The sequence below is a fragment of the Enterococcus sp. E4-150 genome, from assembly GCF_035726465.1.
Lineage (GTDB): Bacteria > Bacillota > Bacilli > Lactobacillales > Enterococcaceae > Enterococcus_B > Enterococcus_B faecium.
In genome coordinates, this window is sequence record NZ_JAPRGK010000015.1 from 1 (window position 1) to 23,041 (window position 23,041).

22 protein-coding genes and 2 pseudogenes are annotated in these 23,041 nt (G+C 37.4%); 4 read left to right on the forward strand and 20 right to left on the reverse strand.

Translation table 11 applies throughout. The features are described from left to right. Nucleotides 1-375: 375 nt before the first annotated feature. Complete coding sequence (locus tag OZ002_RS11110) at nucleotides 376-1,245, reverse strand: class II fructose-bisphosphate aldolase (protein WP_002294057.1); 870 nt, start codon at nucleotides 1,243-1,245, stop codon at nucleotides 376-378. A gap of 102 nt (nucleotides 1,246-1,347) precedes the next feature. On the opposite strand from OZ002_RS11110, the gene OZ002_RS11115 reads away from it, so the two are divergent. Beyond that, on the forward strand, nucleotides 1,348-1,560 hold the full coding sequence (locus tag OZ002_RS11115) for a hypothetical protein (RefSeq protein ID WP_231596137.1): 213 nt from the start codon (nucleotides 1,348-1,350) through the stop codon (nucleotides 1,558-1,560). Here OZ002_RS11115 and OZ002_RS11120 read toward each other — a convergent pair. From OZ002_RS11120 to OZ002_RS11155, 8 genes are all read right to left on the reverse strand, one after another. After that, entirely contained in the window at nucleotides 1,537-3,147 is a 1,611-nt protein-coding gene (locus OZ002_RS11120) for a CTP synthase (protein ID WP_002286999.1), read from the reverse strand. The two genes, OZ002_RS11115 and OZ002_RS11120, sit on opposite strands and share 24 nt — an antisense overlap. Before the next feature lie 221 nt (nucleotides 3,148-3,368). Beyond that, on the reverse strand, nucleotides 3,369-3,614 hold the full coding sequence (locus tag OZ002_RS11125; RefSeq protein WP_002326505.1) for a hypothetical protein: 246 nt from the start codon (nucleotides 3,612-3,614) through the stop codon (nucleotides 3,369-3,371). 725 nt (nucleotides 3,615-4,339) lie between these two features. Then, nucleotides 4,340-5,680, reverse strand: a complete 1,341-nt coding sequence (gene glnA / locus OZ002_RS11130; protein ID WP_002287001.1) for a type I glutamate--ammonia ligase — start codon at nucleotides 5,678-5,680, stop codon at nucleotides 4,340-4,342. Nucleotides 5,681-5,707: 27 nt separating this feature from the next. Continuing rightward, nucleotides 5,708-6,100, reverse strand: a complete 393-nt coding sequence (locus tag OZ002_RS11135) for a MerR family transcriptional regulator (RefSeq protein ID WP_002299672.1) — start codon at nucleotides 6,098-6,100, stop codon at nucleotides 5,708-5,710. A 229-nt stretch (nucleotides 6,101-6,329) separates the two neighbouring features. Then, nucleotides 6,330-7,559 (reverse strand): GTPase HflX, encoded by a 1,230-nt coding sequence (gene hflX / locus OZ002_RS11140; RefSeq protein WP_002289406.1) that lies wholly within the window; start codon nucleotides 7,557-7,559, stop codon nucleotides 6,330-6,332. A gap of 1 nt (nucleotide 7,560) precedes the next feature. Further along, the gene (gene miaA / locus OZ002_RS11145) at nucleotides 7,561-8,478 is read right to left on the reverse strand and encodes a tRNA (adenosine(37)-N6)-dimethylallyltransferase MiaA (RefSeq protein WP_002299669.1); all 918 of its coding nucleotides are present in this window, start codon (nucleotides 8,476-8,478) and stop codon (nucleotides 7,561-7,563) included. 3 nt (nucleotides 8,479-8,481) lie between these two features. Then, nucleotides 8,482-9,219 carry a glycerophosphodiester phosphodiesterase gene (locus tag OZ002_RS11150; protein WP_002289404.1) on the reverse strand — a complete coding sequence of 246 codons (738 nt, stop codon included), beginning with the start codon at nucleotides 9,217-9,219 and terminating at the stop codon, nucleotides 8,482-8,484. A gap of 90 nt (nucleotides 9,220-9,309) precedes the next feature. Beyond that, nucleotides 9,310-9,837, reverse strand: a complete 528-nt coding sequence (locus OZ002_RS11155; RefSeq protein ID WP_002289403.1) for a hypothetical protein — start codon at nucleotides 9,835-9,837, stop codon at nucleotides 9,310-9,312. Between the two features lie 179 nt (nucleotides 9,838-10,016). Here OZ002_RS11155 and clpP point away from each other — a divergent pair, with 179 nt between their 5' ends. Then, nucleotides 10,017-10,610 carry an ATP-dependent Clp endopeptidase proteolytic subunit ClpP gene (clpP, locus tag OZ002_RS11160; RefSeq protein WP_002289402.1) on the forward strand — a complete coding sequence of 198 codons (594 nt, stop codon included), beginning with the start codon at nucleotides 10,017-10,019 and terminating at the stop codon, nucleotides 10,608-10,610. Nucleotides 10,611-10,711: 101 nt separating this feature from the next. On the opposite strand, the gene OZ002_RS11165 is transcribed toward clpP, so the two are convergent. The 4 genes from OZ002_RS11165 to efrA all read right to left on the reverse strand — a co-directional run bounded on the left by OZ002_RS11165 (nucleotide 10,712) and on the right by efrA (nucleotide 15,128). Then, nucleotides 10,712-11,197, reverse strand: coding sequence for a gamma carbonic anhydrase family protein (locus OZ002_RS11165; RefSeq protein ID WP_125179327.1), 486 nt, complete (start codon nucleotides 11,195-11,197; stop codon nucleotides 10,712-10,714). Nucleotides 11,198-11,348: 151 nt separating this feature from the next. Then, entirely contained in the window at nucleotides 11,349-11,546 is a 198-nt protein-coding gene (locus tag OZ002_RS11170) for a hypothetical protein (protein ID WP_002294061.1), read from the reverse strand. 94 nt (nucleotides 11,547-11,640) lie between these two features. After that, nucleotides 11,641-13,401, reverse strand: coding sequence for a multidrug efflux ABC transporter subunit EfrB (efrB, locus tag OZ002_RS11175; RefSeq protein ID WP_002299665.1), 1,761 nt, complete (start codon nucleotides 13,399-13,401; stop codon nucleotides 11,641-11,643). After that, the gene (gene efrA / locus OZ002_RS11180; RefSeq protein ID WP_049141984.1) at nucleotides 13,398-15,128 is read right to left on the reverse strand and encodes a multidrug efflux ABC transporter subunit EfrA; all 1,731 of its coding nucleotides are present in this window, start codon (nucleotides 15,126-15,128) and stop codon (nucleotides 13,398-13,400) included. Before efrA ends, efrB begins: the two co-directional genes overlap by 4 nt. 392 nt (nucleotides 15,129-15,520) lie before the next feature. Between efrA and OZ002_RS11185 the strand changes: the two genes are divergently transcribed. Next, complete coding sequence (locus tag OZ002_RS11185; RefSeq protein ID WP_002287947.1) at nucleotides 15,521-15,733, forward strand: DNA-directed RNA polymerase subunit epsilon; 213 nt, start codon at nucleotides 15,521-15,523, stop codon at nucleotides 15,731-15,733. Nucleotide 15,734: 1 nt separating this feature from the next. Then, the gene (gene rnjA, locus OZ002_RS11190; RefSeq protein ID WP_002287948.1) at nucleotides 15,735-17,414 is read left to right on the forward strand and encodes a ribonuclease J1; all 1,680 of its coding nucleotides are present in this window, start codon (nucleotides 15,735-15,737) and stop codon (nucleotides 17,412-17,414) included. A 253-nt stretch (nucleotides 17,415-17,667) separates the two neighbouring features. Here rnjA and OZ002_RS11195 read toward each other — a convergent pair whose 3' ends face one another. The 7 genes and pseudogenes from OZ002_RS11195 to radC all read right to left on the reverse strand — a co-directional run. Beyond that, complete coding sequence (locus tag OZ002_RS11195; RefSeq protein WP_002294067.1) at nucleotides 17,668-17,868, reverse strand: cold-shock protein; 201 nt, start codon at nucleotides 17,866-17,868, stop codon at nucleotides 17,668-17,670. 149 nt (nucleotides 17,869-18,017) lie between these two features. Beyond that, nucleotides 18,018-18,167, reverse strand: a pseudogene (locus OZ002_RS11200) (JAB domain-containing protein); the annotation flags it as partial. A 180-nt stretch (nucleotides 18,168-18,347) separates the two neighbouring features. Further along, complete coding sequence (locus OZ002_RS11205; RefSeq protein ID WP_031775848.1) at nucleotides 18,348-18,839, reverse strand: trimethoprim-resistant dihydrofolate reductase DfrK; 492 nt, start codon at nucleotides 18,837-18,839, stop codon at nucleotides 18,348-18,350. Nucleotides 18,840-18,958: 119 nt separating this feature from the next. Beyond that, nucleotides 18,959-19,336, reverse strand: a complete 378-nt coding sequence (locus OZ002_RS11210; protein WP_020977319.1) for a DUF6262 family protein — start codon at nucleotides 19,334-19,336, stop codon at nucleotides 18,959-18,961. 6 nt (nucleotides 19,337-19,342) lie between these two features. Then, nucleotides 19,343-21,235 (reverse strand): site-specific integrase, encoded by a 1,893-nt coding sequence (locus tag OZ002_RS11215; protein WP_031775849.1) that lies wholly within the window; start codon nucleotides 21,233-21,235, stop codon nucleotides 19,343-19,345. After that, complete coding sequence (locus OZ002_RS11220) at nucleotides 21,232-22,317, reverse strand: tyrosine-type recombinase/integrase (protein WP_031775850.1); 1,086 nt, start codon at nucleotides 22,315-22,317, stop codon at nucleotides 21,232-21,234. The genes OZ002_RS11215 and OZ002_RS11220 overlap by 4 nt, the downstream gene beginning before the upstream one ends. Before the next feature lie 131 nt (nucleotides 22,318-22,448). Continuing rightward, a pseudogene (gene radC / locus OZ002_RS11225) lies at nucleotides 22,449-23,000 on the reverse strand (RadC family protein); the annotation flags it as partial. Nucleotides 23,001-23,041 lie beyond the last annotated feature (41 nt).

Consider the following 23,041-nt stretch of genomic DNA (forward strand, 5'->3'; position numbering starts at 1 on the left):
AATTGGAGCTGTCCTTATGGACCTTCATGACGAATGGCTCAGTTCTACAAGAAAATATATTAAGTTTGATCAATGAGAGACCGGTAAAACATTGTATAGTATTTTACACAGGATTATGGACTTGACTTTCTGATGATTTTCCTACAGATGTTTTTTAACAAAGATTCCTTTTATAAAAGGTTTCTATAACCTTGGAATAATAACTCTCTTATTGATAATTATAACTTTGCCTTTCTAAGGCGAATACCATCTACTAAAAATAAACAAATAAATATGTTATTTAAAAACATAAAAAGAACGGGACAAAAATGTCCCGTTCTTTTTCTCACAACCGAATAAACAGTATTTGAGGGCTATTGATGCAGCTAAAACGAATTACGCTTTGTTAGCTGAACCGAACCAGTCGATATGAGATTTAGCATCTTCAACGATTGCTGCTTTACCTGGAGCTAATAATTTACGAGGGTCGAATCCTTTACCTTCTTTATCTTTACCAGCTTCGATATATTTACGAGTAGCTGCAGCAAATGATAATTGGAATTCAGTGTTAACATTTACTTTTGAGATACCCATTGAGATAGCTTTTTCGATTTGATCTTGAGGAATACCTGATCCGCCATGTAATACTAAAGGCATGTCTGGACCTACAGCATCAGCAATTGCTTGTAAGTGGTCAAAAGCTAATCCTTTCCAGTTTTCTGGATATTGACCATGGATGTTACCGATACCGCAAGCTAAGTAGTCGATACCTGTAGCAACCATTTGTTTGCATTCTTCAATATCAGCTAATTCGCCGTTACCGATGATTCCGTCTTCTTCTCCGCCGATTGAACCAACTTCACATTCAACTGAGATACCTTTTGCATGTGCTTTTTCAACAACGTCTTTAGCTAATTTCAAGTTTTCTTCAAATGGTAGATGTGAACCATCGAACATTACTGAAGTATAGCCTAATTCGATACATTCCAAAGCAGCTTCGTAGTCACCATGGTCTAAGTGGATAGCAACTGGAACAGTGATGTTCATTGCTTCAACTAAATCAGTGATTAAATCTTTACAGATTTTGTAACCACCCATGTATTTAGCTGCACCCATTGATGTTTGGATAAGTACTGGTGCTTGTTTTGCTTCAGCCGCTTCAAGGATTGCTTGAGTCCATTCCAAGTTGTTTGTGTTGAATCCGCCGACAGCGTAACCGCCTTTACGAGCAGCTTTTAAAAATTCAGCTCCTGATACTACTGGCATAATAAAATTCCTCCTAAGTTTTGTAAAACTAAATTTGTTAAGACAATTCTTAACCAACGACCCTATTTTACCAAACATTTCGGTAGTTTTCTACTAAAATCAATGAAAATGAAAATTTTCAAGAAGTTTTTTGCAAAAAATAAAATATCCAATAGCGCTTTAATCGAAAAAAGTCTTTTGCTTTCTATCTTTTTTCCTACAAATAATAACAAATCAGAAAAAGAGAAAAGTGACAAGAAAATTGCTTATCCCCTTTTCTTGCTACTTTTCTCTTTCTATCAAGTTCAAAAATTATTTTGTTTCGTGATCTGCTAATGATGCTCCGACAAATGCTTTGATTAATTTTTGCGGGCGATTTGGACGAGAAATCAATTCTGGGTGGAATTGGCATCCCACAAAGAATTTTTTCTCTGGCAGCTCTACGATTTCTACTAAACGGTTATCTGGTGAGACACCTGAAAAGACTAGCCCTTGTTCTTCAAACAATTGACGATATTTGTTGTTGAACTCATAGCGGTGACGGTGACGTTCTTGCACAACATCGGCTCCATCATATGCTTCAGCCGTCTTCGTTCCTTTTTTGATTTTACATGGGTATAATCCAAGGCGTAAAGTTCCACCCAAATTCTCGATGTTTTCCTGATCAGCCATTAAATCAATAATATTGTTTGCTGTATCTGGATTCGTTTCAGCTGATGACGCATCTTCTAATCCAACGACGTTACGTGCAAATTCGACACAAGCCATCTGCATACCAAGACAAATACCTAAAAACGGAACGTCATTTTCGCGAGCATAACGAATCGCTTCGATTTTCCCTTCTACTCCGCGATCACCAAATCCACCAGGAACCAAGATTCCATCTGCGTCTTTCAAACGTTCTTCTACATTTTCTCTCGTTAATTCTTGTGCTTTGATCCAATCGATCTCGATGTCTGAATTATAGGCGAAACCAGAATGTTTCAATGCTTCAACTACTGAGATATATGCATCTGGTAACTCGACATATTTACCGACAAGCGCAATCCGTACTTTTTTCTTCAAGTTCAAGACACGTTCTTCTAATTCTTTCCATTCTGTCATGTCTGCTTCTGGTGTATCTAGTTTTAAATGGTCGCAAACAATTTGATCCATTCCTTGTGCTTGTAAAACTAATGGGATGGAGTAAAGTGTATCTACATCTGGCGACTCGATAACTGCTTCTGGTTCGACATCACAAAATTGTGCCAATTTATTTTTCACGCTTTGAGAAACAGGTTGCTCTGTACGTACCACCAAAATATTCGGTTGGATACCTAAACCACGTAGCTCTTTTACACTGTGCTGCGTTGGTTTAGTTTTCATTTCTCCAGCAGCTTTCAAGTAAGGAATCAATGTTGTATGGATATACATAACATTATCTGTACCGACATCTGCTTTCATTTGACGAAGTGCTTCAAGGAATGGCAAAGATTCTATATCCCCTACTGTTCCCCCTACTTCTGTAATGATCACATCTGAATCAGTCATTTTAGCTGCTCGCATGATTTTTTCTTTGATCTCATTTGTAATATGAGGAATAACTTGAACAGTTGCTCCCAAGTATTCGCCCTTACGTTCTTTACGCAAAACTTCAGAATAGATTTTTCCTGTCGTCACGTTGGAGTATTTGTTCAAATTGATGTCAATAAAACGTTCGTAGTGGCCCAGATCCAAATCTGTTTCAGCACCATCATCTGTTACGAATACTTCTCCGTGCTGATATGGGCTCATCGTCCCCGGATCCACGTTGATGTATGGATCAAATTTTTGGATAGTTACTTTTAAGCCGCGGTTTTTCAATAAGCGTCCTAAAGAAGCTGCAACAATCCCTTTTCCGATTGATGAAACGACACCGCCGGTCACAAAAATATATTTTGTCATAAGTTCAAAAACTCCTTTTTAATTTATGTGCAGGAAAAGTCTCAGAAAATAAACAAAGCTCCCTATTCTTCAATAAGAATAGGGAGCCGAAATTTCTGTAAACTTCTGACCCTCTAAAAGGGTGCCCAAGGTGTATAATACAAGCTGACTAAGGGAAAGTCAAGTACTCAAATGAATACTATCCGCTTACAATTTTTTCTTTTTCGATATCCTTTGAGAAATTATTTCTTAAGTCCTTTATGAGTGCAAAAAAAATTTAACCCACATAATAAGCTTGATATAAACATAGCTAACGTTAAACCTAAGCAAATCAGAAAATCGTTACTGAAAAATTTTAAGTGAAACAATAGATAAAAAAATAAAACAAACATTATGATAGATAATATCCCACCTAACAAAGAACTACTTTTTCCTACTTGCAGCAACAGTTTATATAGCTTATCGTAGAAACAATCTTTTTCTTTCACCCTTATTTACCTCCTTTACGTAAAAAACGTAGTCCACAGTTCTCGGATTTTTGGCATATCTTTTCTATTAAATAATATCAAAAACAAAACAGTTCCACTAATTTTTTCAAAGATGACCTTTTTTTCAACAAAAGTGCCTTGTAGGGATTCATTGAAGGTAACGAATCACATAAGTAAAAAATAAGGAGATGCGACAAAAGTCGTGCCTCCTTATTTCTAAATAAACGGTGTTCTCCTGCCAACTCCTCGGTCACAAGTCACAATATCCATCAAACATGAGAAGCTGTTTTTGAAATTGCTCCTTGTGACTCAGAGTTAAACGGCAGGCTTACGACCTCTTGATAAACGGTGTTCAAAAGCCAGTTTCTCGGTATCAAGCCAAATTTATGCAAAAATGTAGAAAGCCATTTTCACAAAATTTTTCTTAATACTCGAAACTAAACGTCTTTTTCAAAACCTCTTGGTAAACGGTGTTCAAAAGCTTGCATCTGCGGTAATAAGTTCAGCCAATTCAAAAACAAGAAAAGCTGTTTTTGCTTGGCTATTCTTATTACTTGTTGCAGGGCAGCTTTTTCACAACCTCTCCACTAAACAGTGTTCAATCAGCTGACCCTCGGTATTAGCTCAAAAAACGGCAAAATATGAGGAACTATTTTGACGTTTGTTTCTCTAATACTCAGGTCAAAACGCTGATTTCACAGTCTCTAATTCACGTTATTCCTGTTTTAATAAAGTTCTAGATATTGTTCTCTTTCCCACTCGGAAACAGTTTGTCTGAATGCCGCCCATTCGAGACGTTTTGCTTCAACAAAATTTGAGAAGATATGTTGTCCTAATGCGTCAATCATTACATTATCCTTACGCAATTCTTTGATAGCATTATGGATAGTTGAAGGTAAGTCCTGGATATGTGCAGCTTCTCTTTCTTCCTCATCCATTACATAAATGTTACGGTCAACAGCTGCTGGCGGTGTGATCTGATTACGGATACCGTCTAGTCCTGCTTGCAACAATACTGCCATTGCCAAGTATGGGTTTGCAGATGGATCAACTGACCGCAATTCCAAACGTGTGGATAAACCGCGAGATTCTGGTACACGTACTAATGGCGAACGATTACGACCGCTCCATGCGACATAAACAGGCGCTTCATAACCTGGAACGAGACGTTTATAAGAATTGACTGTTGGATTGCAAACGGCTGTGTAGGCACGAGCATGTTTCAGCAAACCACCTAAGAAATGATAAGCTGTTTCACTTAGTTCCAATTCACCATCTTTATCATAGAAAACATTTCCTTCATCATTGAACAAAGACATATTGCAATGCATACCAGAACCATTGATCCCAAATAACGGTTTCGGCATGAAAGTCGCGTGAAGTCCATGCTTGCGTGCAATCGTTTTGACAACGAGCTTGAAGGTTTGGATATTATCACAAGCATCTACCACATCTGCATATTTAAAGTCAATTTCATGCTGTCCTGGCGCTACTTCATGATGTGAAGCTTCCACTTCAAAGCCTAGACTTTCTAATTCCAACACGATGTCACGGCGGCAATTTTCACCTAAATCTGTTGGTGCAAAATCAAAATAACCACCTTTATCATTCAAGGTCGTTGTGATCCCACCGTCTTCGTCTAATTTAAATAAGAAGAATTCTGGTTCAGGTCCTAAATTGAAAGAGGTAAAACCAAGGTCGCGCATATCTTTCAATGCTCGTTTCAAATTCCCGCGAGGATCGCCGGCAAATGGTGTCCCATCCGGATTATAGATATCACAAATTAAACGAGCAACTTTTCCATGAGCACTTTCCCATGGGAAGATCATCCAAGTGGAGAGATCTGGATACAAATACATATCGCTTTCTTCAATTCGAACAAATCCTTCAATCGAAGAACCGTCAAACATCATTTTATTTTCTAATACTTTGTCGATCTGGCTCACTGGAACTTCTACATTTTTGATCGTACCTAAGATGTCTGTGAACATCAATCGTAAAAATCGTACGTTTTCTTCCTCAATGATTCGTTTGATTTCTTCACCTGTTATCTGTTTCTTTACCATGGTATCCCTCTTCCTTTTTTAATTTATTCAGTCAAAGAATTGTCTTTGCAATCCTTGCGACTGATAATGACCTGTTTTGCTTAACCCACCTTGCGCCAAAATCTCATCACGAAAAATTTGTCGAACGTCATGATCTGTCAACGGCTTCTTGTTTTTTGCTTCTTGTTTTTTCGCCTGTGCCATTTCGTATACACGTTTGATCCCAGCCATATTCAATCCATCTGAAAGATAGTCTTTAATCTCAAGCAGCATATCAATATCATTCAGCGAATACATACGTCGGTTTCCTTCGCTTCGTTCCGGATGAACTAAATCTTGTTCTTCATAATAGCGAATTTGCCGAGCAGACAAATCAGTCAGCTTCATAACTGTACCAATTGGAAATACGGACATAGATCGGCGCAATTCCTTTTCTCCCATCAGACGTCCCCTTTCGTTTTATAAGTTGGCTAAAGTGTACCAATTAAAAAAAATATTGTCAACTGCATATGTTAGGTTTTCTAACATGAGATCTCTATTTTTTTATAAAATAACAAAAAACAAGAAAACAAAAAAGGTATCTAGTTGATTTTCGTACCAGATACCTTTTATTTTTTTATTATACTGTACTATCCTTTATTAGTGTTTTTATTGTTAAAAAAACAAAATTTTATTGGTTTTTTCTTAACCATTTTGAATTGGTTTTTGCAAACCCTTTAACTTCATATTCGTTTGTTTCTTCCATGTACGCTTCGTCCAAAACCATTGTTTGTCTTCTCAACTCGCTTAATTTCTGTCCTTCGTTGCTTGGCACAGAAAGTGTATAAGGGGTCATTAGTTCCATCAGCTGACGTTTGATTGCTTCGATCAACGCCATCTTACCTTCTTTCGTCTGAGTAGAAATCAATACATTTGGAAATAGCGTAGGCGTGAACATCGCTGGGTCGATCTGGTCTGCCTTATTGTAAACAGTCAGTATCGGCATTTCTTTCATATTCAGTTCATCCATCAATTTTAGGACAGTCTGCTCCTGTAAAATACGATCTGGAGAACTAGCATCGACTACATGTAGCAAAAGATCCATATTTTGACTTTCTTCTAATGTAGAATGGAAAGCATCGATCAGTTGCGTAGGCAGGTCTTGGATGAACCCGACGGTATCCGTTACAGTAATCTCAAATCCTTCAGCAAAACGCCATCTCTTAGTCAATGGATCTAACGTTGCAAACAATTGATCTTTCGAATAAGTATCCGCTTGTGTCAATAGATTCAAGATAGTTGACTTCCCGGCATTCGTGTAGCCAATAAGTCCAATCTGAAAAATCTCGCTATTTTTTCTTTTTTGGCGATTGCGCTCTCGATGAGCTTCTACTTCTTTCAATTCTTTCTTAACAGCAAAAATTTTATTCCGTATATGTCGGCGGTCTGTTTCTAACTTTGTTTCACCTGGCCCTCTTGTTCCGATCCCACCGCCAAGACGAGATAATGTTTTCCCTTGCCCTACTAAACGAGGCAGCAGGTATTCTAACTGAGCAAGTTCAACCTGCAGCTTCCCTTCTTTCGAACGAGCACGCATCGCAAAAATATCTAAGATCAGCTGCACGCGATCAATCACCGGAAGACCAACAGCATCGGTAATCAGTTGGCTCTGTCTCGGAGTTAGCTCATGATTAAAGATGATCAAATCCGCTTCATGCGCATCCGCTTGTTGAACTAATTCTTGTAATTTCCCTTTACCGATAATCGTTTGCCGATCCACTTGTGGTCTCTTTTGTGTAATTGTGAATACGACTTCTCCTGATGCGGTATTCGTCAGCTGAACTAGCTCTTCCATTGACTCTGAAAAGTAACGCTGGTTTGCTTCGGTTTCTACCCCTACGATGATCACTTTTTCTTCCATTTTATTCCGCCTCCAGCCATTTTTTGATTGTTTGCTCAATCTGACTTTTTTGATTTGGCTCACTTATAAGATCAAACCACTGTGCATCCAAACGGTTACGAAACCACGTCAACTGACGTTTCGCGTATCTTCTCGAATGTAGTTTGACTTGTTCTGTTGCTTCTTCCAATGTTTCTTTCCCTTCAAAATAAGGGAAAAATTCTTTATATCCAATACCTTGACTGGCCTGGACTTCTCCAAGCTCATACACCTTACGCGCTTCTGCTACTAAACCTTCTGCTAGCATCAAATCGACTCTTTGATTGATTCGTTCATAAAGAATACTACGCTTCGTATCTAATCCAATCATGAGGTAATCATACAATTGCTTTGGCTCTTCTTTAGGTGCCGTGATACTATGTCCTGTCGTCTCTAAAACTTCCAGAGCTCTTATCACCTTTCGTTGATTGTTCCAGTGGATTTTCTCAGCAGCTGCCGGGTCTTTTTCTTTCAACTGATTCCATAATGCTTGGGAACCAATTGTTTCAGCTAACGTTTCGTATTTTTTTCTAATCTCAGGATTCGCTTCTTCTGTCGCTCCTAACTGATAATCATATAGAAGGGATTGGATATACAGACCCGTACCACCAGCTATGATAGGTAGGTGCTCTCGGTTCGCAATTTCAGTAATCAATTGTCGACCTGAATGCTGAAAATCAGCGGCTGAGTAACGTTGAGTAGGTTCAATCACATCAATCAAATGATGCGGAACATCATTCATCTCTTCTTCTTTGATTTTTGCTGTACCGATATCCAGATTTTTATAGATTTGCAGTGAATCACCACTGATGATCTCTCCTCCAAATAGTTGTGCGAGTTCCACACTTAGCGCTGTTTTACCGACTGCTGTCGGACCGACGATCACTAATACTTTTTCCATATTTTACCTACTTTTCGTTGATTGTTTCCACCGAAGAGCTTTCTCCGGAAAATCAGTTATTATTCCATCTATTTTGAGTTCTTGACATTTGGCCATTTCTTCTTCATCGTTAATCGTCCATGCACGAATTGCTTTTGGAAAATCAGCTGCCTGGACTGGATGTTCGAACAACCAAGTATTTTTTGGATGTACTCCTTCTATATAAGGGGTTTCTGCTGCTAGCTGGATCTTTTTATCAGAAGTACTCATCAATAAGTCCAGCTGTATCTCCGGTTCCAGTAACGCGATTTTTTCCAAAGAATCCAAATGAAAGCTGCAATATGCATGTTGAAAAGGCCAATCTCTACTTTTTAATGTTTCGGCTAATTTTTCTTCGATACCGGGATATTCATACTGATCAGTTTTAATTTCAATCATTAGCATCCCTCGGTAATTTTTTTGGAGAAGCAGTCCTAACACTTCTCTCAATTCAGGAACTTTAGCTGCTGGAAATTCTTTGCTGAATTTGCCTCCTGCATTCAATTTTTTGAGTTCTTCCAATGTTTTTTCTCGAATCAGCCCTTTACCGTTAGTCGTCCGATCCACTTCTTCGTCATGCATAACGATCAAATAACCATCTTTGCTTAGATGAACATCTAATTCGATACCATCTGCACCTACTCGTACAGCTTCTGCAAATGCAGGAAGGGTATTTTCTGGGTGGGTACCGCTGCTTCCGCGATGAGCATAGATTTGTAACATCTTTCTTCACTCCGTTCAGTTCTATTGTATCATTAAGAAAAAAAGAAAGCATTGCCACGCTCTCATGTGCAACGGCAATACTTCAAAATATCAGCTCCAAACATCATCTTTCGAGAAGAAACCAATCGGCTGGCGCGTCATAGTCTTCAACTGTGCTTTTTTTTCATTGATCATTTCAGTCAAACTATCCGTAAAATTCTCTAAAATCACGCGTCCGCCTTTATAAGCATATCCACCAATCTTCATTGTTTCATCTGGAGATAAAATCACTTTTCGATGGGAGATGTTCTTAAACAGCTCATCTAAAATATAATTTGGCAGATAAAAACTATTCTGCGCTGAAAATGATTGGAGATACGCAAAATCGTCAATCGTGATATAACAATCATCGAATGCATCAAAGCTGACATATTCTTCCATCAGCGTCGTCCGTTTTTGCAAGATCTCGTTGATCTTTTTATTTAATTGGTTCAGCGTCTCGATTTCTTTGACTTTCAATTCCAATTCACGTCTACGCTGTTCTTTATTTTCCAAGTGACGCATTTGCAGTATCATGCCGATATAGACAACTACAGCACCCGTCAACACGCCGATAAGACCGGTAATACCAACTATCAATCTGTTGTTCCTCCTTGTTTTGCTTCTCTGCTTATCATACCATAAAGCAGGTTTATGCGACTAATTTGCCTAAGTTTTTTATTTGACCTTTTTTGACCAAAAATGTATACTACTTTTTAGGTATTAGAAACTAAATTATGGTACACTATTTCTAAACGAAACCAAGGAGGAACTCTATTATGAATTTAATTCCTACAGTCATTGAACAATCATCACGAGGCGAAAGAGCTTACGATATCTACTCACGTTTATTGAAAGACCGTATCATCATGTTAAGCGGCCAAGTAACTGATGATCTTGCTAATTCGATCATCGCCCAATTGCTTTTCTTAGATGCTCAAGATTCTGAAAAAGATATCTATCTTTATATCAATTCTCCTGGTGGTTCAGTTACAGCAGGTATGGCTATCTACGACACAATGAACTTTGTCAAAGCTGATGTCCAAACAATCGTTATGGGTATGGCTGCTTCAATGGGAAGCTTCTTGCTGACAGCTGGTACAAAAGGGAAACGATTTGCTTTACCAAATGCTGAGATCATGATCCATCAACCTCTTGGCGGCGCTCAAGGTCAAGCAACTGAAATCGAAATTGCGGCACGTCATATTTTACAAACACGCGAACGCTTAAACAAAATTTTAGCTGAACGCACTGGCCAACCGCTTGAAGTGATTGAAAAAGATACAGACCGTGACAACTATATGACAGCTGAACAAGCAAAAGCATATGGATTGATCGATGAAGTCATGGAAAACAGTTCTTCATTAAATTAATCTGTTTCAAAAGAAGCTTTTTAAGCTCTCTTATCTAAACCAAAAAAAGGATGGCCAGCTCAAACTGACCATCCTTTTTTTATTTTTATGGATGCTACTGCCTATCTTTTCTCCTTGAATTTTCCTTGCGCATGCATCCGACCTATTTCGACATAATGCTGGATGTTTTCTTTGTTTTTTTGGATTTCTTCTTTTGTCAAAGGTCGGATCACTTTAGCTGGACGACCAAAAGCCAAGACATTAGGAGGAATAACTTTTCCTTCTGTTACTAATGATCCAGCACCAATCAAACTATTCTCACCAATAACCGCATGATTCAATATCGTGGTTCCCATCCCGATCAGCGCCCCTTTTTCGATTGTACAGCCGTGTAGCATGCACTGATGTCCTACCGTCACATTCTCCGCAATATCTACAGGTGCATCATGATCGACATGGATGATTGTACCATCTTGGATATTCGTTCTTTGTCCTATTTTTATCCAATTACTGTCCCCGCGTAAAACAGCTTGATACCAGATCGTCACATCTTCTGACAATGTCACATCACCAATCACTGTGGCATTTGATGCTATAAACCGTTCCATATTTATTTTTCTCCTTTCATTTTTTGTAGAAACTAATCCTATTGAATAAAGATATCATAGCATATATTTATTTCATAAGAAAAAAACAGGTAAAACCTGCTCAGGCCAGATGTCTATTTACAGTATCTGGTAACTGACGTTTTACCTGTTTTTATTGTACATCTATATTTTCTTCTATTACTTTTTTTAAAATTAATTCGTACACTTCTATTTGTGCTGCCAAGCGTTCGATTTGAAACTCATTTTCAAAAAAATCAGCTGAATCAAATGGTTTTGTCTGACAGACGTGCGTTAAACGATCAATTTCTCTTTTGGCTTCAGTGATTTTTTCATTTAAAAACTGTTCCATCTCCGTGTCCTCACTATTCTTGATAACTTTACTTTACCATTATCAAGAATAGAGAACAAAAAATAAGTTTTAAACTGTTTTATTCTTATATGACTTATTCTGCTTCCTCAGCAAATTGGCTGTTATACAGTTTTTCATAAAATCCACCTTGTGCCAATAAACTCTCATGCGTTCCTTTTTCAATGATCTGACCTTGATCCATCACTAGAATCAGATCTGCATCACGGATTGTCGATAAACGGTGAGCGATGACGAAACTTGTCCGTCCCTCCATCACGCGATCCATTGCTTTTTGAATCAACGCTTCTAAACGGGTGTCTACTGAACTTGTTGCTTCATCTAAAATCAAGATTTTAGGATCGGAGACCACTGCTCGGGCAATCGTCAGCAACTGTTTTTGTCCTAAAGACACATTGTCTCCCTCAGAATTGATGGCCATATCATATCCATCTGGCATTGTTCGGATAAAATGATCTACGTTTGCTGTTTTCGCAGCATCAACTACTTCATAATCTGTCGCATCAAGCTTTCCGAAGCGGATATTATCTGCAATCGTTCCTTGATAAAGCCATGCATCTTGCAAGACCATACCAAATAGCGAACGCACATCACTGCGACTCATTGATTTGGTGTCAATTCCATCAATCCTTATTGCTCCTTTGTCTACGTCATAAAAACGCATCAATAGATTGATCAATGTCGTCTTGCCGGCACCGGTCGGACCGACCACAGCTACGGTTTGACCAGCTTTCACTTCAAAATTCAAATCTTGGATTAATGGTTTCTTCGGATCATATGCAAAATCGACATGATCGAATGTCACATCTCCTAAAATCGTTTCTGGCAGTGAAGCATCTACTTTGTTTTCTTTTTCTTCTGGCTCATCTAAAATCTCGAATACACGTTTCGTTGCCGCTGATGCACTTTGCAAAACTGAAGACAATTGTGTCACGTTCCCCATTGGCTGACTGATTTGCCAAATATATTGGATGAATGCTTGTAGTTGACCGACAACGATCGCCCCAGTAATAACATAAAAGCTTCCTAGAACAGCCATACCAATATAAGTAGCATAGGCAGTTAACTGAACTAGAGGCATCATCAAGCCAGAAATGAATGCTGCACGAAACCCAAAGTATTTCAAGCTGTGATTAACTTTTTTGAATCCTTCCAATGTTTCTTTTTCGCGTCCATATACTTTCAATACACTAAAACCTGTCATATTTTCTTGGACGTAGCCGTTTAGCTCACCAAGAGAATTCTGCATGCTTTGAAAATATTTCTGCGAAGCATTGATCACTCGTTTGGAGATCCAGATCGATGTTGGAATCATGATCATAGAGATCAGCGCCATCATCGGCTGGATATAAAACATCATTGCTGCAGCCAACGTAATTCCCAATATCGCATTTACGATACCAATAAAAGCTTGTTGTAAAGCACCGCTGACTGCATCTACATCATTCGTCACACGAGACAAAATATTTCCTTGCTGGTTTTTATCGAAATATGAAACCGGAAGACGATTGATTTTTTCTTCTATGTCTCTTCTCAAATCATGCATGGCACTTTGAACGACATTTGTCATCAAAACACCAGAAAGTAATTGCGAAATACAATACCCTATTCCAACAACTGTGATCCAAATGAGACATTTGAATATATAAGAAAAATTGATTGATTCGCCATTGGCAATATTACGGCTGATTTCTGTAGTAGGAAGTCCTGTAACATATGGCAAAGCCACGTTGAAAGCCACTGTTAGAACTGTAAATAGGATCACTAAAAGAAAAGTCCCACGATACGGTCTGATATATCGAGCTAAACGTTTTAAGGAAGAAAAGGTTTTTTTCATGCTAATTCCTCCTTTGATAATTGAGAAGCGGCAATATCATAATAAATCGGGCATTCTTCCAACAACTCCCGATGCGTCCCCATACCGACGACTTCTCCTTCATTTAATACGATGATCTTATCTGCATGCATGATCGTTCCCACACGTTGTGCTACGATCAATACAGTAGATTCTGTCGTTTCTTTTTTCAGACGAGCACGTAACTTCGCATCCGTTTGATAATCTAATGCAGAAAAGCTGTCATCAAAAATATAGATTTCCGGACGGCGTATGATGGCTCTGGCTATTGCCAATCGTTGTTTTTGCCCACCTGAAAAATTGGAACCACCTTCTGATAAATGTTCATTAAATCCATCTGGTTTTCGAGAAATGAATTCTGAAGCTTGAGCAATCTCAGCTGCACGTTCCATTTCTTCTTGCGTAGCATCTTCTTTCCCGTATCGCAAATTATCTGCAATCGTTCCAGTAAATAGCAACGCTTTTTGCGGAATAAACCCAATCTTATCTCGCAACTTGCTTAGCCGATAATCTCTCACGTCTACTCCATCGATCAAGATCTTTCCTTCACTCACATCATAAAAGCGAGGAATCAATTGGATCAACGTAGATTTTCCGCTACCGGTACTTCCAATAAAAGCAACGGTTTCTCCTGGAGAGGCTGTAAAACTGACATTTCGAATCACTGGTTCTTGCGAATGGCCTGGATAAGCAAATGTTACATTTTGAAATTCGATATACCCTTTAGTTTTTGTATCAGATATACCCTTTGGATCTTCTACAATCGAAGGTTTGGCATCTAGGGCTTCTTGGATACGTCCAGCTGAAACAGCTGCTCTTGGATACATCATGAACACACTGGCAAATAACATGAATGAGAACAAGGCATGGAATATATACTCGATAAACGCAATCAAATCTCCTACACGAAGCTCGCCTGCATCGATTTGCACTGCCCCGCTCCAGATGATCAATACCATTACGATATTAAATAAGAAATAAAAACCCGGTTGTGCAACAGCCATCAAACGGAATAAGCTTTTTGAACTAGAAGCATAATTCTCATTGACTACAGCAAAACGTTTTTCTTCAAACTTTTCATTGACGAATGCACGAATCACACGCAATCCTGAAAGATTTTCCCGCAAGATACTGTTGATTTTATCTAAGTTTTTTTGTTGCTTTTTAGATAACGGTTCAGACACCTTAGCAATCGCTACGACTGCCAATAATAGTAAAGGTAATGCACCTACTACATACAAACTGAGTGTCACACTTGTACGCATGACCATGTACAAACTGACAATGAACATCATTGGTGCCATAAAACCGATACGTAAAATATTTTGCAGGAACAACATGATCTGATAAGCATCGTTTGTTGTACGAGTGATCAATGAAGATACGCCTAGATTTTCGTATTCCTGATGCGAATAACTTTGGATCTTTTCGAACAAATCATCTCGAATATCTGCTACGATATTAGTCGTAATCCTCGAACCAAAATAACCTAACAAGATATTCAAAATAATACCGATTACAGTAATAACGATCATAAATATCCCTTGTTGCTTCACATAATCAAAATCATCATTGCGGATTCCTACATCGATCATACGTGCTAAAATCGTAGGAAGTCCTAATTCAATCAAAATAAAACCAAATACGCATATGAAATTGAAAAACAAGAATTTCTTATAACGCATGGTATAATGCCACATTAGTTTCACTTTCTCATCTCCTTTTAATCTTTTGTTACATTTTCATTACTAAAAATGATAGCACAACGAGCCTATTAATAGAACACTTCTCTCATAAAAAAGTCATTATGATTATAGCGGGATGATAAACATTGATTTTTTCTTTCAATCTAGTTGATTTCTATACTTATTTGCTGTTTTATGCTAGAATAACAATTAATTGTTGTATATTTTTTATACAGAAGGTACGGTTGAAAAAATATCCGAACAGATAAGCAAAAACGAGGCTTGTCTCTTTGACTCGAATCCAGTATTCTAGTCAAAGTATATGAAAAACCAGGTGGCTTGTCCCCTCGTTTTGTGTTGTCTAAAAAAATCAACTAGCTAAATCACTGCTTTACGCAGATAAAGGAGACAAAACAATGATCTATAAAGTTTATTATCAAGAAACAAAAGTACGCAACCCTAAACGGGAAGAAACAAAATCTCTTTACATTGAGGCAAAAAGCGATGTAGACGCTCGCCAACGTGTGGAAGAAAATACCCCATACAATATTGAATTCGTTCAACTTCTAGAAGGAAGTCATCTAGAGTACGAAAAAGAAAATGCTGATTTCTCATTAGTGGAGTTTTAATATGAAACTTTCCATCAAAAATAACGAGACAGGCGTCTTTGCTATTGGTGGATTAGGTGAAATCGGGAAAAATACGTATGGGGTACAATTCCAAGATGAAATCATTTTGATTGATGCCGGGATCAAATTCCCGGAAGACGATTTACTTGGAATTGACTATGTCATTCCCGACTACAGCTACATCATACAAAACTTACACAAAGTAAAAGCCTTGGTGATTACTCACGGGCACGAAGACCACATCGGCGGAATACCCTACTTGCTGAAACAAGCAAATATTCCTATCTATGCTGGTCCTCTCGCATTAGCGTTGATCACAAACAAATTAGATGAGCATGGCTTGCTTCGAGATGCAGAGCTCCATGAGATCAATGAAGATACGATCATCCGTTTTAGAAAGACTTCTGTCAGCTTTTTCAGAACGACCCATAGTATCCCAGATGCATTAGGGATCGTGGTGAAAACACCTTCTGGAAATATCGTAGCGACCGGAGACTTCAAATTCGATTTCACTCCTGTTGGCGAACCAGCAAACTTGCATAAAATGGCTCGTATCGGGGAAGAAGGAGTCTTGTGCCTTTTATCTGATAGTACAAATGCTGAGATTCCAACATTTACTAAATCAGAAAAAACGATTGGGCATTCTATTTTGAAGATCTTTTCAAAAATCGAAGGACGTATCATTTTTGCCAGCTTTGCTTCTAACATCTTCCGTTTGCAGCAAGCAGCAGATGCCGCTGTGGCAACTGGTCGTAAAATCGCTGTTTTCGGACGAAGCATGGAAAATGCCATCGTCAACGGTCAACGTTTAGGATATATCAAAGTTCCAGACGGCACATTTGTAGATGCACACGAAATCAATCGCTTGCCTGCCAATGAAACGATGATCCTATGTACAGGTTCTCAAGGAGAAGCGATGGCCGCGTTGAGCCGCATCGCGAATGGTACTCACCGTCAAATCCAAATCCAGCCAGACGATACAGTGATCTTTTCAAGTTCACCTATTCCTGGTAATACAACAAGTGTCAATCATTTGATCAATTTGCTGTCTGAAGCTGGTGCAGAAGTGATTCACGGAAAAATCAATAACATCCATACTTCCGGTCACGGTGGTCAAGAAGAACAAAAATTAATGCTTCGTTTGATGAAGCCAAAATATTTTATTCCTGTCCACGGAGAATTCCGCATGTTGAAAGTACATGCTTCTCTAGCACAAGATGTAGGTGTTCCTGCAGAAAACTGCTTCATCATGGAAAATGGCGATGTTTTAGCGTTAACTAGCGATTCTGCGCGTCCTGCTGGGCATTTTGTGGCTGGAGATGTGTATATCGATGGTAGCGGGATCGGTGATATTGGTAATGTCGTTTTACGTGACCGTCACCTGCTTTCAGAAGAAGGTCTTGTATTAGCTGTCGCGACAGTGGATATCAAGAAAAAAGAAATCTTGGCTGGTCCAGATATTCTCTCTCGTGGATTTGTCTACATGCGAGAATCAGGAGAAATGATCAATGAAGCTCAGCGAATCTTATTCCACGCTTTAAGAGAATGTTTGAATGGACCTGACTGTTCAGAATATAAATTGAAAGAAGCGATGACTGGCGCGCTTCAGCCTTTCTTATTCGAACGTACAGAAAGACATCCAATGATTTTGCCAATGGTAATGACACCAGATGAAGAATAAATAAGAGGTTATGAAATCAGCACCTTGTCCTGAATATGAGAGAAAACAAATGAAAAACATGAGAAGCCATTTTTGTTTGTTCTTATTCCTTGATACAAGGTGGCTCTTTCATAGCCTCTTAAATTTATTTACTTTTTCATACAAAAAAATACCTGCCACAAGAGAAATTGTCTCTTGTGGCAGGTATTTTTGTTACTCGCTTTGTTCTCTCGTAAAAATTGATGTCTACCATCAATTTGATTTACAGATAAAATTAAGCTTTTACAACGTTTGCAGCTTGTGGGCCACGGTCTGATTCTTCAACGTCGAAAGTCACTGCTTGACCTTCTTCTAATGTTTTGAATCCGTCACCTTGGATAGCTGAGAAGTGAACGAATACGTCGCTTCCATCTTCACGTGAGATAAATCCAAATCCTTTTTCAGCGTTGAACCATTTTACTGTTCCGTTTTCCATAATAATATCCTCCTCGTGCCAAAAGCACTAATTTAAATTGTAACATTGCTCGTGTACGATAGAGGTGCAACAGATGTTTCAACTTCTATTCCCAAACAAAATTACAATATAATTGTACACTTGCTTCATTTTTTTTGCAAGAAAGCAACTTACTTCTCTTCCATCATTCCTTCTTCTCTCAAACTAAAATATCGTTTGCGTCCGATGATCAAGTGGTCCAATACAGTGATCCCCATCATTTCTCCACACTTTTGTATCCTTTTGGTAAAATTCATATCCTGCTGCGATGGAATTATATCTTATCAAGAGTAAATTACAAAAGAATCATTTAAATCAATACTTTCACTTTGAATACATGTATTTGAAGTGAAAGGTAATTATTTCAAAAATAGTAAAACCTGTATCTTAAATTACTTAATAGTAACATAAGATACAGGCTGATTTTTATTCATTGTTATTTAACTAAAGCACCCGTTAGTTCAATAAGCTTTTCGTTCATAAATATGAAAATAGTATGTATAAGGATTTTTTTCATCTGTTATTCCTTGTGTAACAGATACTTCGCTCCACTCTTCATAATTCACTTCTGGAAAGAATGTATCTCCTTCAAATTCGTAATGAATTTTTGTAATGTACATTTTCTCAACATATGGTAGAAACAAATTATAAATTTGTTCTCCCCCGAAAATGAAAATTTCCTCTTCGTTATTACATATCTCAAAAACATCTTCTATTGAATGGACAATTTCACAACCATTAAAGCTGAAACCCTTATCTCTTGTCAGAATAATATTTCTTCTTCCAGGTAATGCTCTTCCGATTGATTCAAGATTCTTCCTTCCTAATATAATTGGATATCCCTTTGTAGTATTTTTAACATACTCCCAATCCTTTGGGATTCTCCAAGGTATGTCATTCTCTTTACCTAATACCCTATTCTTATCCATCGCAGCAATTAAAGAAACTTTCATATATCACACAGCCTTTCTTAACTATTTTACCATTTAATTTCTTATTCCTTGTTAAGCTATCCTGCCCCGTTAGTTTAAGTGCATCCTTTCACAATCTGTCTACAGATTAATAATTAAAACTACTCTTTATTATACAGATCTCCATATAATTTTTGAATTTGGTTCTGTAATTTTTTATTTTCTTTTTCTAATTCCATAACTCTTCTTTTTAAGGTTTTAATAAGGATTTCCTCCGAACGAGAACTTTTCTTGGGTTTTGAGACTACATTTGATGTTATTTGACGCTCACGAAGGGATTCTATTCTTTGCCTAATATCGTGTTCCTTATAAAGCCATGATTTAGAAACATTAGCTTCCTTTGCTATTGAATTAAAATTAATAGCTTTACCTTCAATCGAAAATTTAGAAATCGCTTTGTCTACTTTTTCCCTTGTCTTTTGTGATTTCTGCTTCGCCAAACGTACAATTTCTGTTGTATTTCTAACTTGTTTATCCATTGATAATTACCCCGTCAAGCTTCCAATGATTTGTTCTAAACGCTCTTTAACACGGCTATTAGTCTCTATTTGTCTTTGCCATTGTTTATCCTTTGCTATGGTTAATAACTCTTCTGTACGCTCTAACTGTTCTTCGTGCTGTGGTAAGAATTGCTTACTGGTACAGAAGTGAGTGCAATCTAAGCATGCATTCGCATGTGGACAACCACCTGCTATTACTGGCAATCTACAATAACCATTTGGAAGCACTTGTGCATTTATATTTTTCTTGAACCATTGAAGCTCTACATCATCGACTTCACTATCATCATCTAGATTGAGCACATCTCCATTATTGGTAACCAGTTTTTCTTGAAATTTAGTAAATTCATTTTTTAGAGTTTCATCAAAGATATGAGCGTATCTGCTTGTCATTTCTGGGCTTTCATGTCCCAAAAATTTCTGCACAATATGCTGGGGCACCCCGTTGTTAATCATTCTTGTTCCTACTGTATGGCGAAAGGCATGGGCATGGAATCTATAAATCTCGCCTGATTTATCCACTATATTTTGCTCATAAGCTAATTTATTTAATTCGCCTCTAAATGTTTCTTGTTTTAATGGCGATCCATCTTTTCTTGGAAAGAGGTATTCACTATCTGGAAATTCCTCTGAAACTTTATCTTCCCGAACTTTAATAAGTAAAGCTACCTCTTTAGATATTGGAACTATATGCTCCTTTTTCATTTTCCATTGATAATACTTTAAAAAGTAATCTCCATCTTTGTCCTCTAATAGACAGCCTTTTTTCAAGGTGCACAATTCACTTATCCTCATTCCACATTCTTGAACAATCATAGTCATCGTAGCTATATATTCGGGTAATTTATCAAGATGACTGTTCAATTGCTCTAGAACGAATTCGTCTATAAAGCGAGGTTTTGCTCTTGGTATTTTCGGATAGTCCTCGGGATAAATTAATAATTTGGAAGGAACATCATCCCATTCTAGCCTATGAAGGGTACTAAATAGTCCTTCCAATATAGAGATCCTCCCAGTTATTGTACTAGGTTTTATCCCCATCATGTTTAGTTCACTTAAATATGCTTCAATTTCCACTCTCGTTAATTGGTGTACTCTCTGAACGTGTTTAAACTTTATGTCCAGAAAATTAAAGAACTCTTTAAGTTTTTGGGCAATATCACTTACATAGGAAAAGCTATCCATGTTCAATCTTAACTTACAATATCTTTTTACAAGCTGTTTAAAATATGTATTCCGAAACCCTTTAAAGTTAATTGTATATTCATATTGTGTTGGGTTAACCTTATCATCTGGCAAAGGTAAGTTTCGTCTATCCCAAACGTCTTTATCCCACTCCTCTCCATCAAAATAAAAATCCTCATAAAACTCAATAAATTGTTTTAGATTAGTAACATAGTAAGAATTAGCTTTTACAGGTGTTTTTTCTTGATTAGCAGTAATCTTATAATTAGTGGTGGTAATTCTAACACCCTGTTTTGTCAAATATGTTCTATACTCCGTCATTGCTTTATCAATAGGAACTTCAGTAATTGAAGTAATGCTGGGATACTTTAAATCTAAAAAATCCAACATTTTATTAATTACTGTTCCTTTTCTAATCCAGACAGTTTTTGCATTCCATATTCTATTGTTTAAATGGTAAAAATAAAAATATTTCAATTCTGTTCTTAACCACAGATTTTTAACACGTTCAAAACGAACCCAACGATTTCTTAAAGCAGGATTCTTACTTAATTCTATGGCAGAAGGATGTGGACATTTTCTTATATCCCAACTATTATTAGCCCAAAACCCTTGCATTTCTTCATTCATTACAGCTATTTTTTTGCTGATCTCACTCTGACTGATAATTTTCCTTTTACTAGAAGCATTCATTTCTTATGCTCCTTTCTCTCAAGGTATTTATTAAACTCATTTTTCATATCCTGATCTGAAAGATGAACATAGGTATTTAACGTTGTCTGAACATGTGCGTGACCTAATCTCTTTTGAACGAACGCAACATCCCATCCTTCCCTAATTAGCTGCGTTGCGTGAGTGTGGCGAAGCATATGCGATGTAAATTCTATTCCAGTCCTTTTAACTATTCTTCTAACTAGATCAAGAACACTTTGGTACTTTAGTGGTTTCCCAAAATAGCCTTCTTTTAAGGAAATAAAAACATAGTCATGCTCCAATTCCTCACTATACTCATATACCAAGTAATCTGTATAAAGTGACATCAGTTCTTTACTCACATGTATTGTTCTTTCCTTCCTTAATTTAATATAAGCTTCATTAACATTAACATCTCTAGGTGTTAAATGGATTTGATTGTCCCAAGTGGCAATATCTTCAAGCCTAAGCGATAACACTTCACCGATTCTTAAACCACCCTCATACATAAGCATTAAAATTAACTTATCTCTTTTCGTATGACAAGCGTCAATAATTTGCTTAACTTCCTCTGCTGTCAATGTTCTTATCTGTTTCTTTTTAACCCTTAACTTTAAGACATTCTTTTGGTATCTACCCTTATTAACATGATGTAAAAATCCTTTGAAGTTTCTTCCCTTTGCTTGTTTAAATACATCAATTGATTTAAATTCTCCTAATCTACTTAAATAATCAAGAAAACTCATAACGGCATTTAAAATTGTATTCACTGTCGTTTCTTCTCTTATGGCTTCTTTTGACTGAAGATCAATTACATTATTTGCTGTTGGATATCTCAACCAACCTACGAAGTCTGCTAACAACTCAAAGTTAATATCATTAAGAATAACGCCTCTCTGTTCCATGAACTCATACAGCAACTTTAAATGATAGCAGTATGCTTTAATGGTATTTGGAGACTTACCAGTGTTATCTAAGTATTTAATAAATTTCATTACTGGTTCAATTAGCTGGTATTCTTTATCTAGTAATAAATACAATGGATACGGCTTATTCTCCACTTCTATCCTTTGAACCCTCACACACTCCCCCCCTCTTTAAACACTTTAAGTACTACAAATTATAAACCTTGTTAAATTTTATTTAAAGTAAAATCTCCCTTTAACATCTCCTCCTAAACTACTTTAACTACTATTATTTATTATACTATGGTTAAAACATTACCAGAAGGATGATTATGCGCTAAAACGATCCTTGCTGCACAATAACGTACAGCATAATGGAAAATTTCTCTAGGATGAGCGACTGACTGATTCAGCGAACCGATGAACACTGTTTTTTTTAAGATCACTTGATTCTTCGTGTCCAAATAAATACAAACCAAATGTTCTTGTTTGTGATCTTTCATTTCCAGAATCAATTGCTGGGCCAATTCGTAGCTGGTACGAACCGGCGAAGCCGCTCTTTCATGATCCGTCTGAATTCGTCGACCTAATTCGATCAAGGCTTTGATTTCGATTGCTTTCACGCGTCCTATCCCTCGAATCTCTTCTAACTCATGCAAAGTAGCCTGTCGTAAAGAGGCCAGTCCTCCAAACGTTTTTAACAGATTTCCAGCAATCGACATCACACTATAAGGGTGTTGACCGGTACGCAGTAAGATTGCCAAAAGCTCCTGATCCGATAAAGCTTCAGCGCCATAAATTTCCATACGTTCCCTTGGTAAAGAGCTAGTAGGTACTTCTTTGATCAATCGTTTTCCCAAAAAAACATCTCCTTTCTATCTTATCTAAAATAAGATACGAA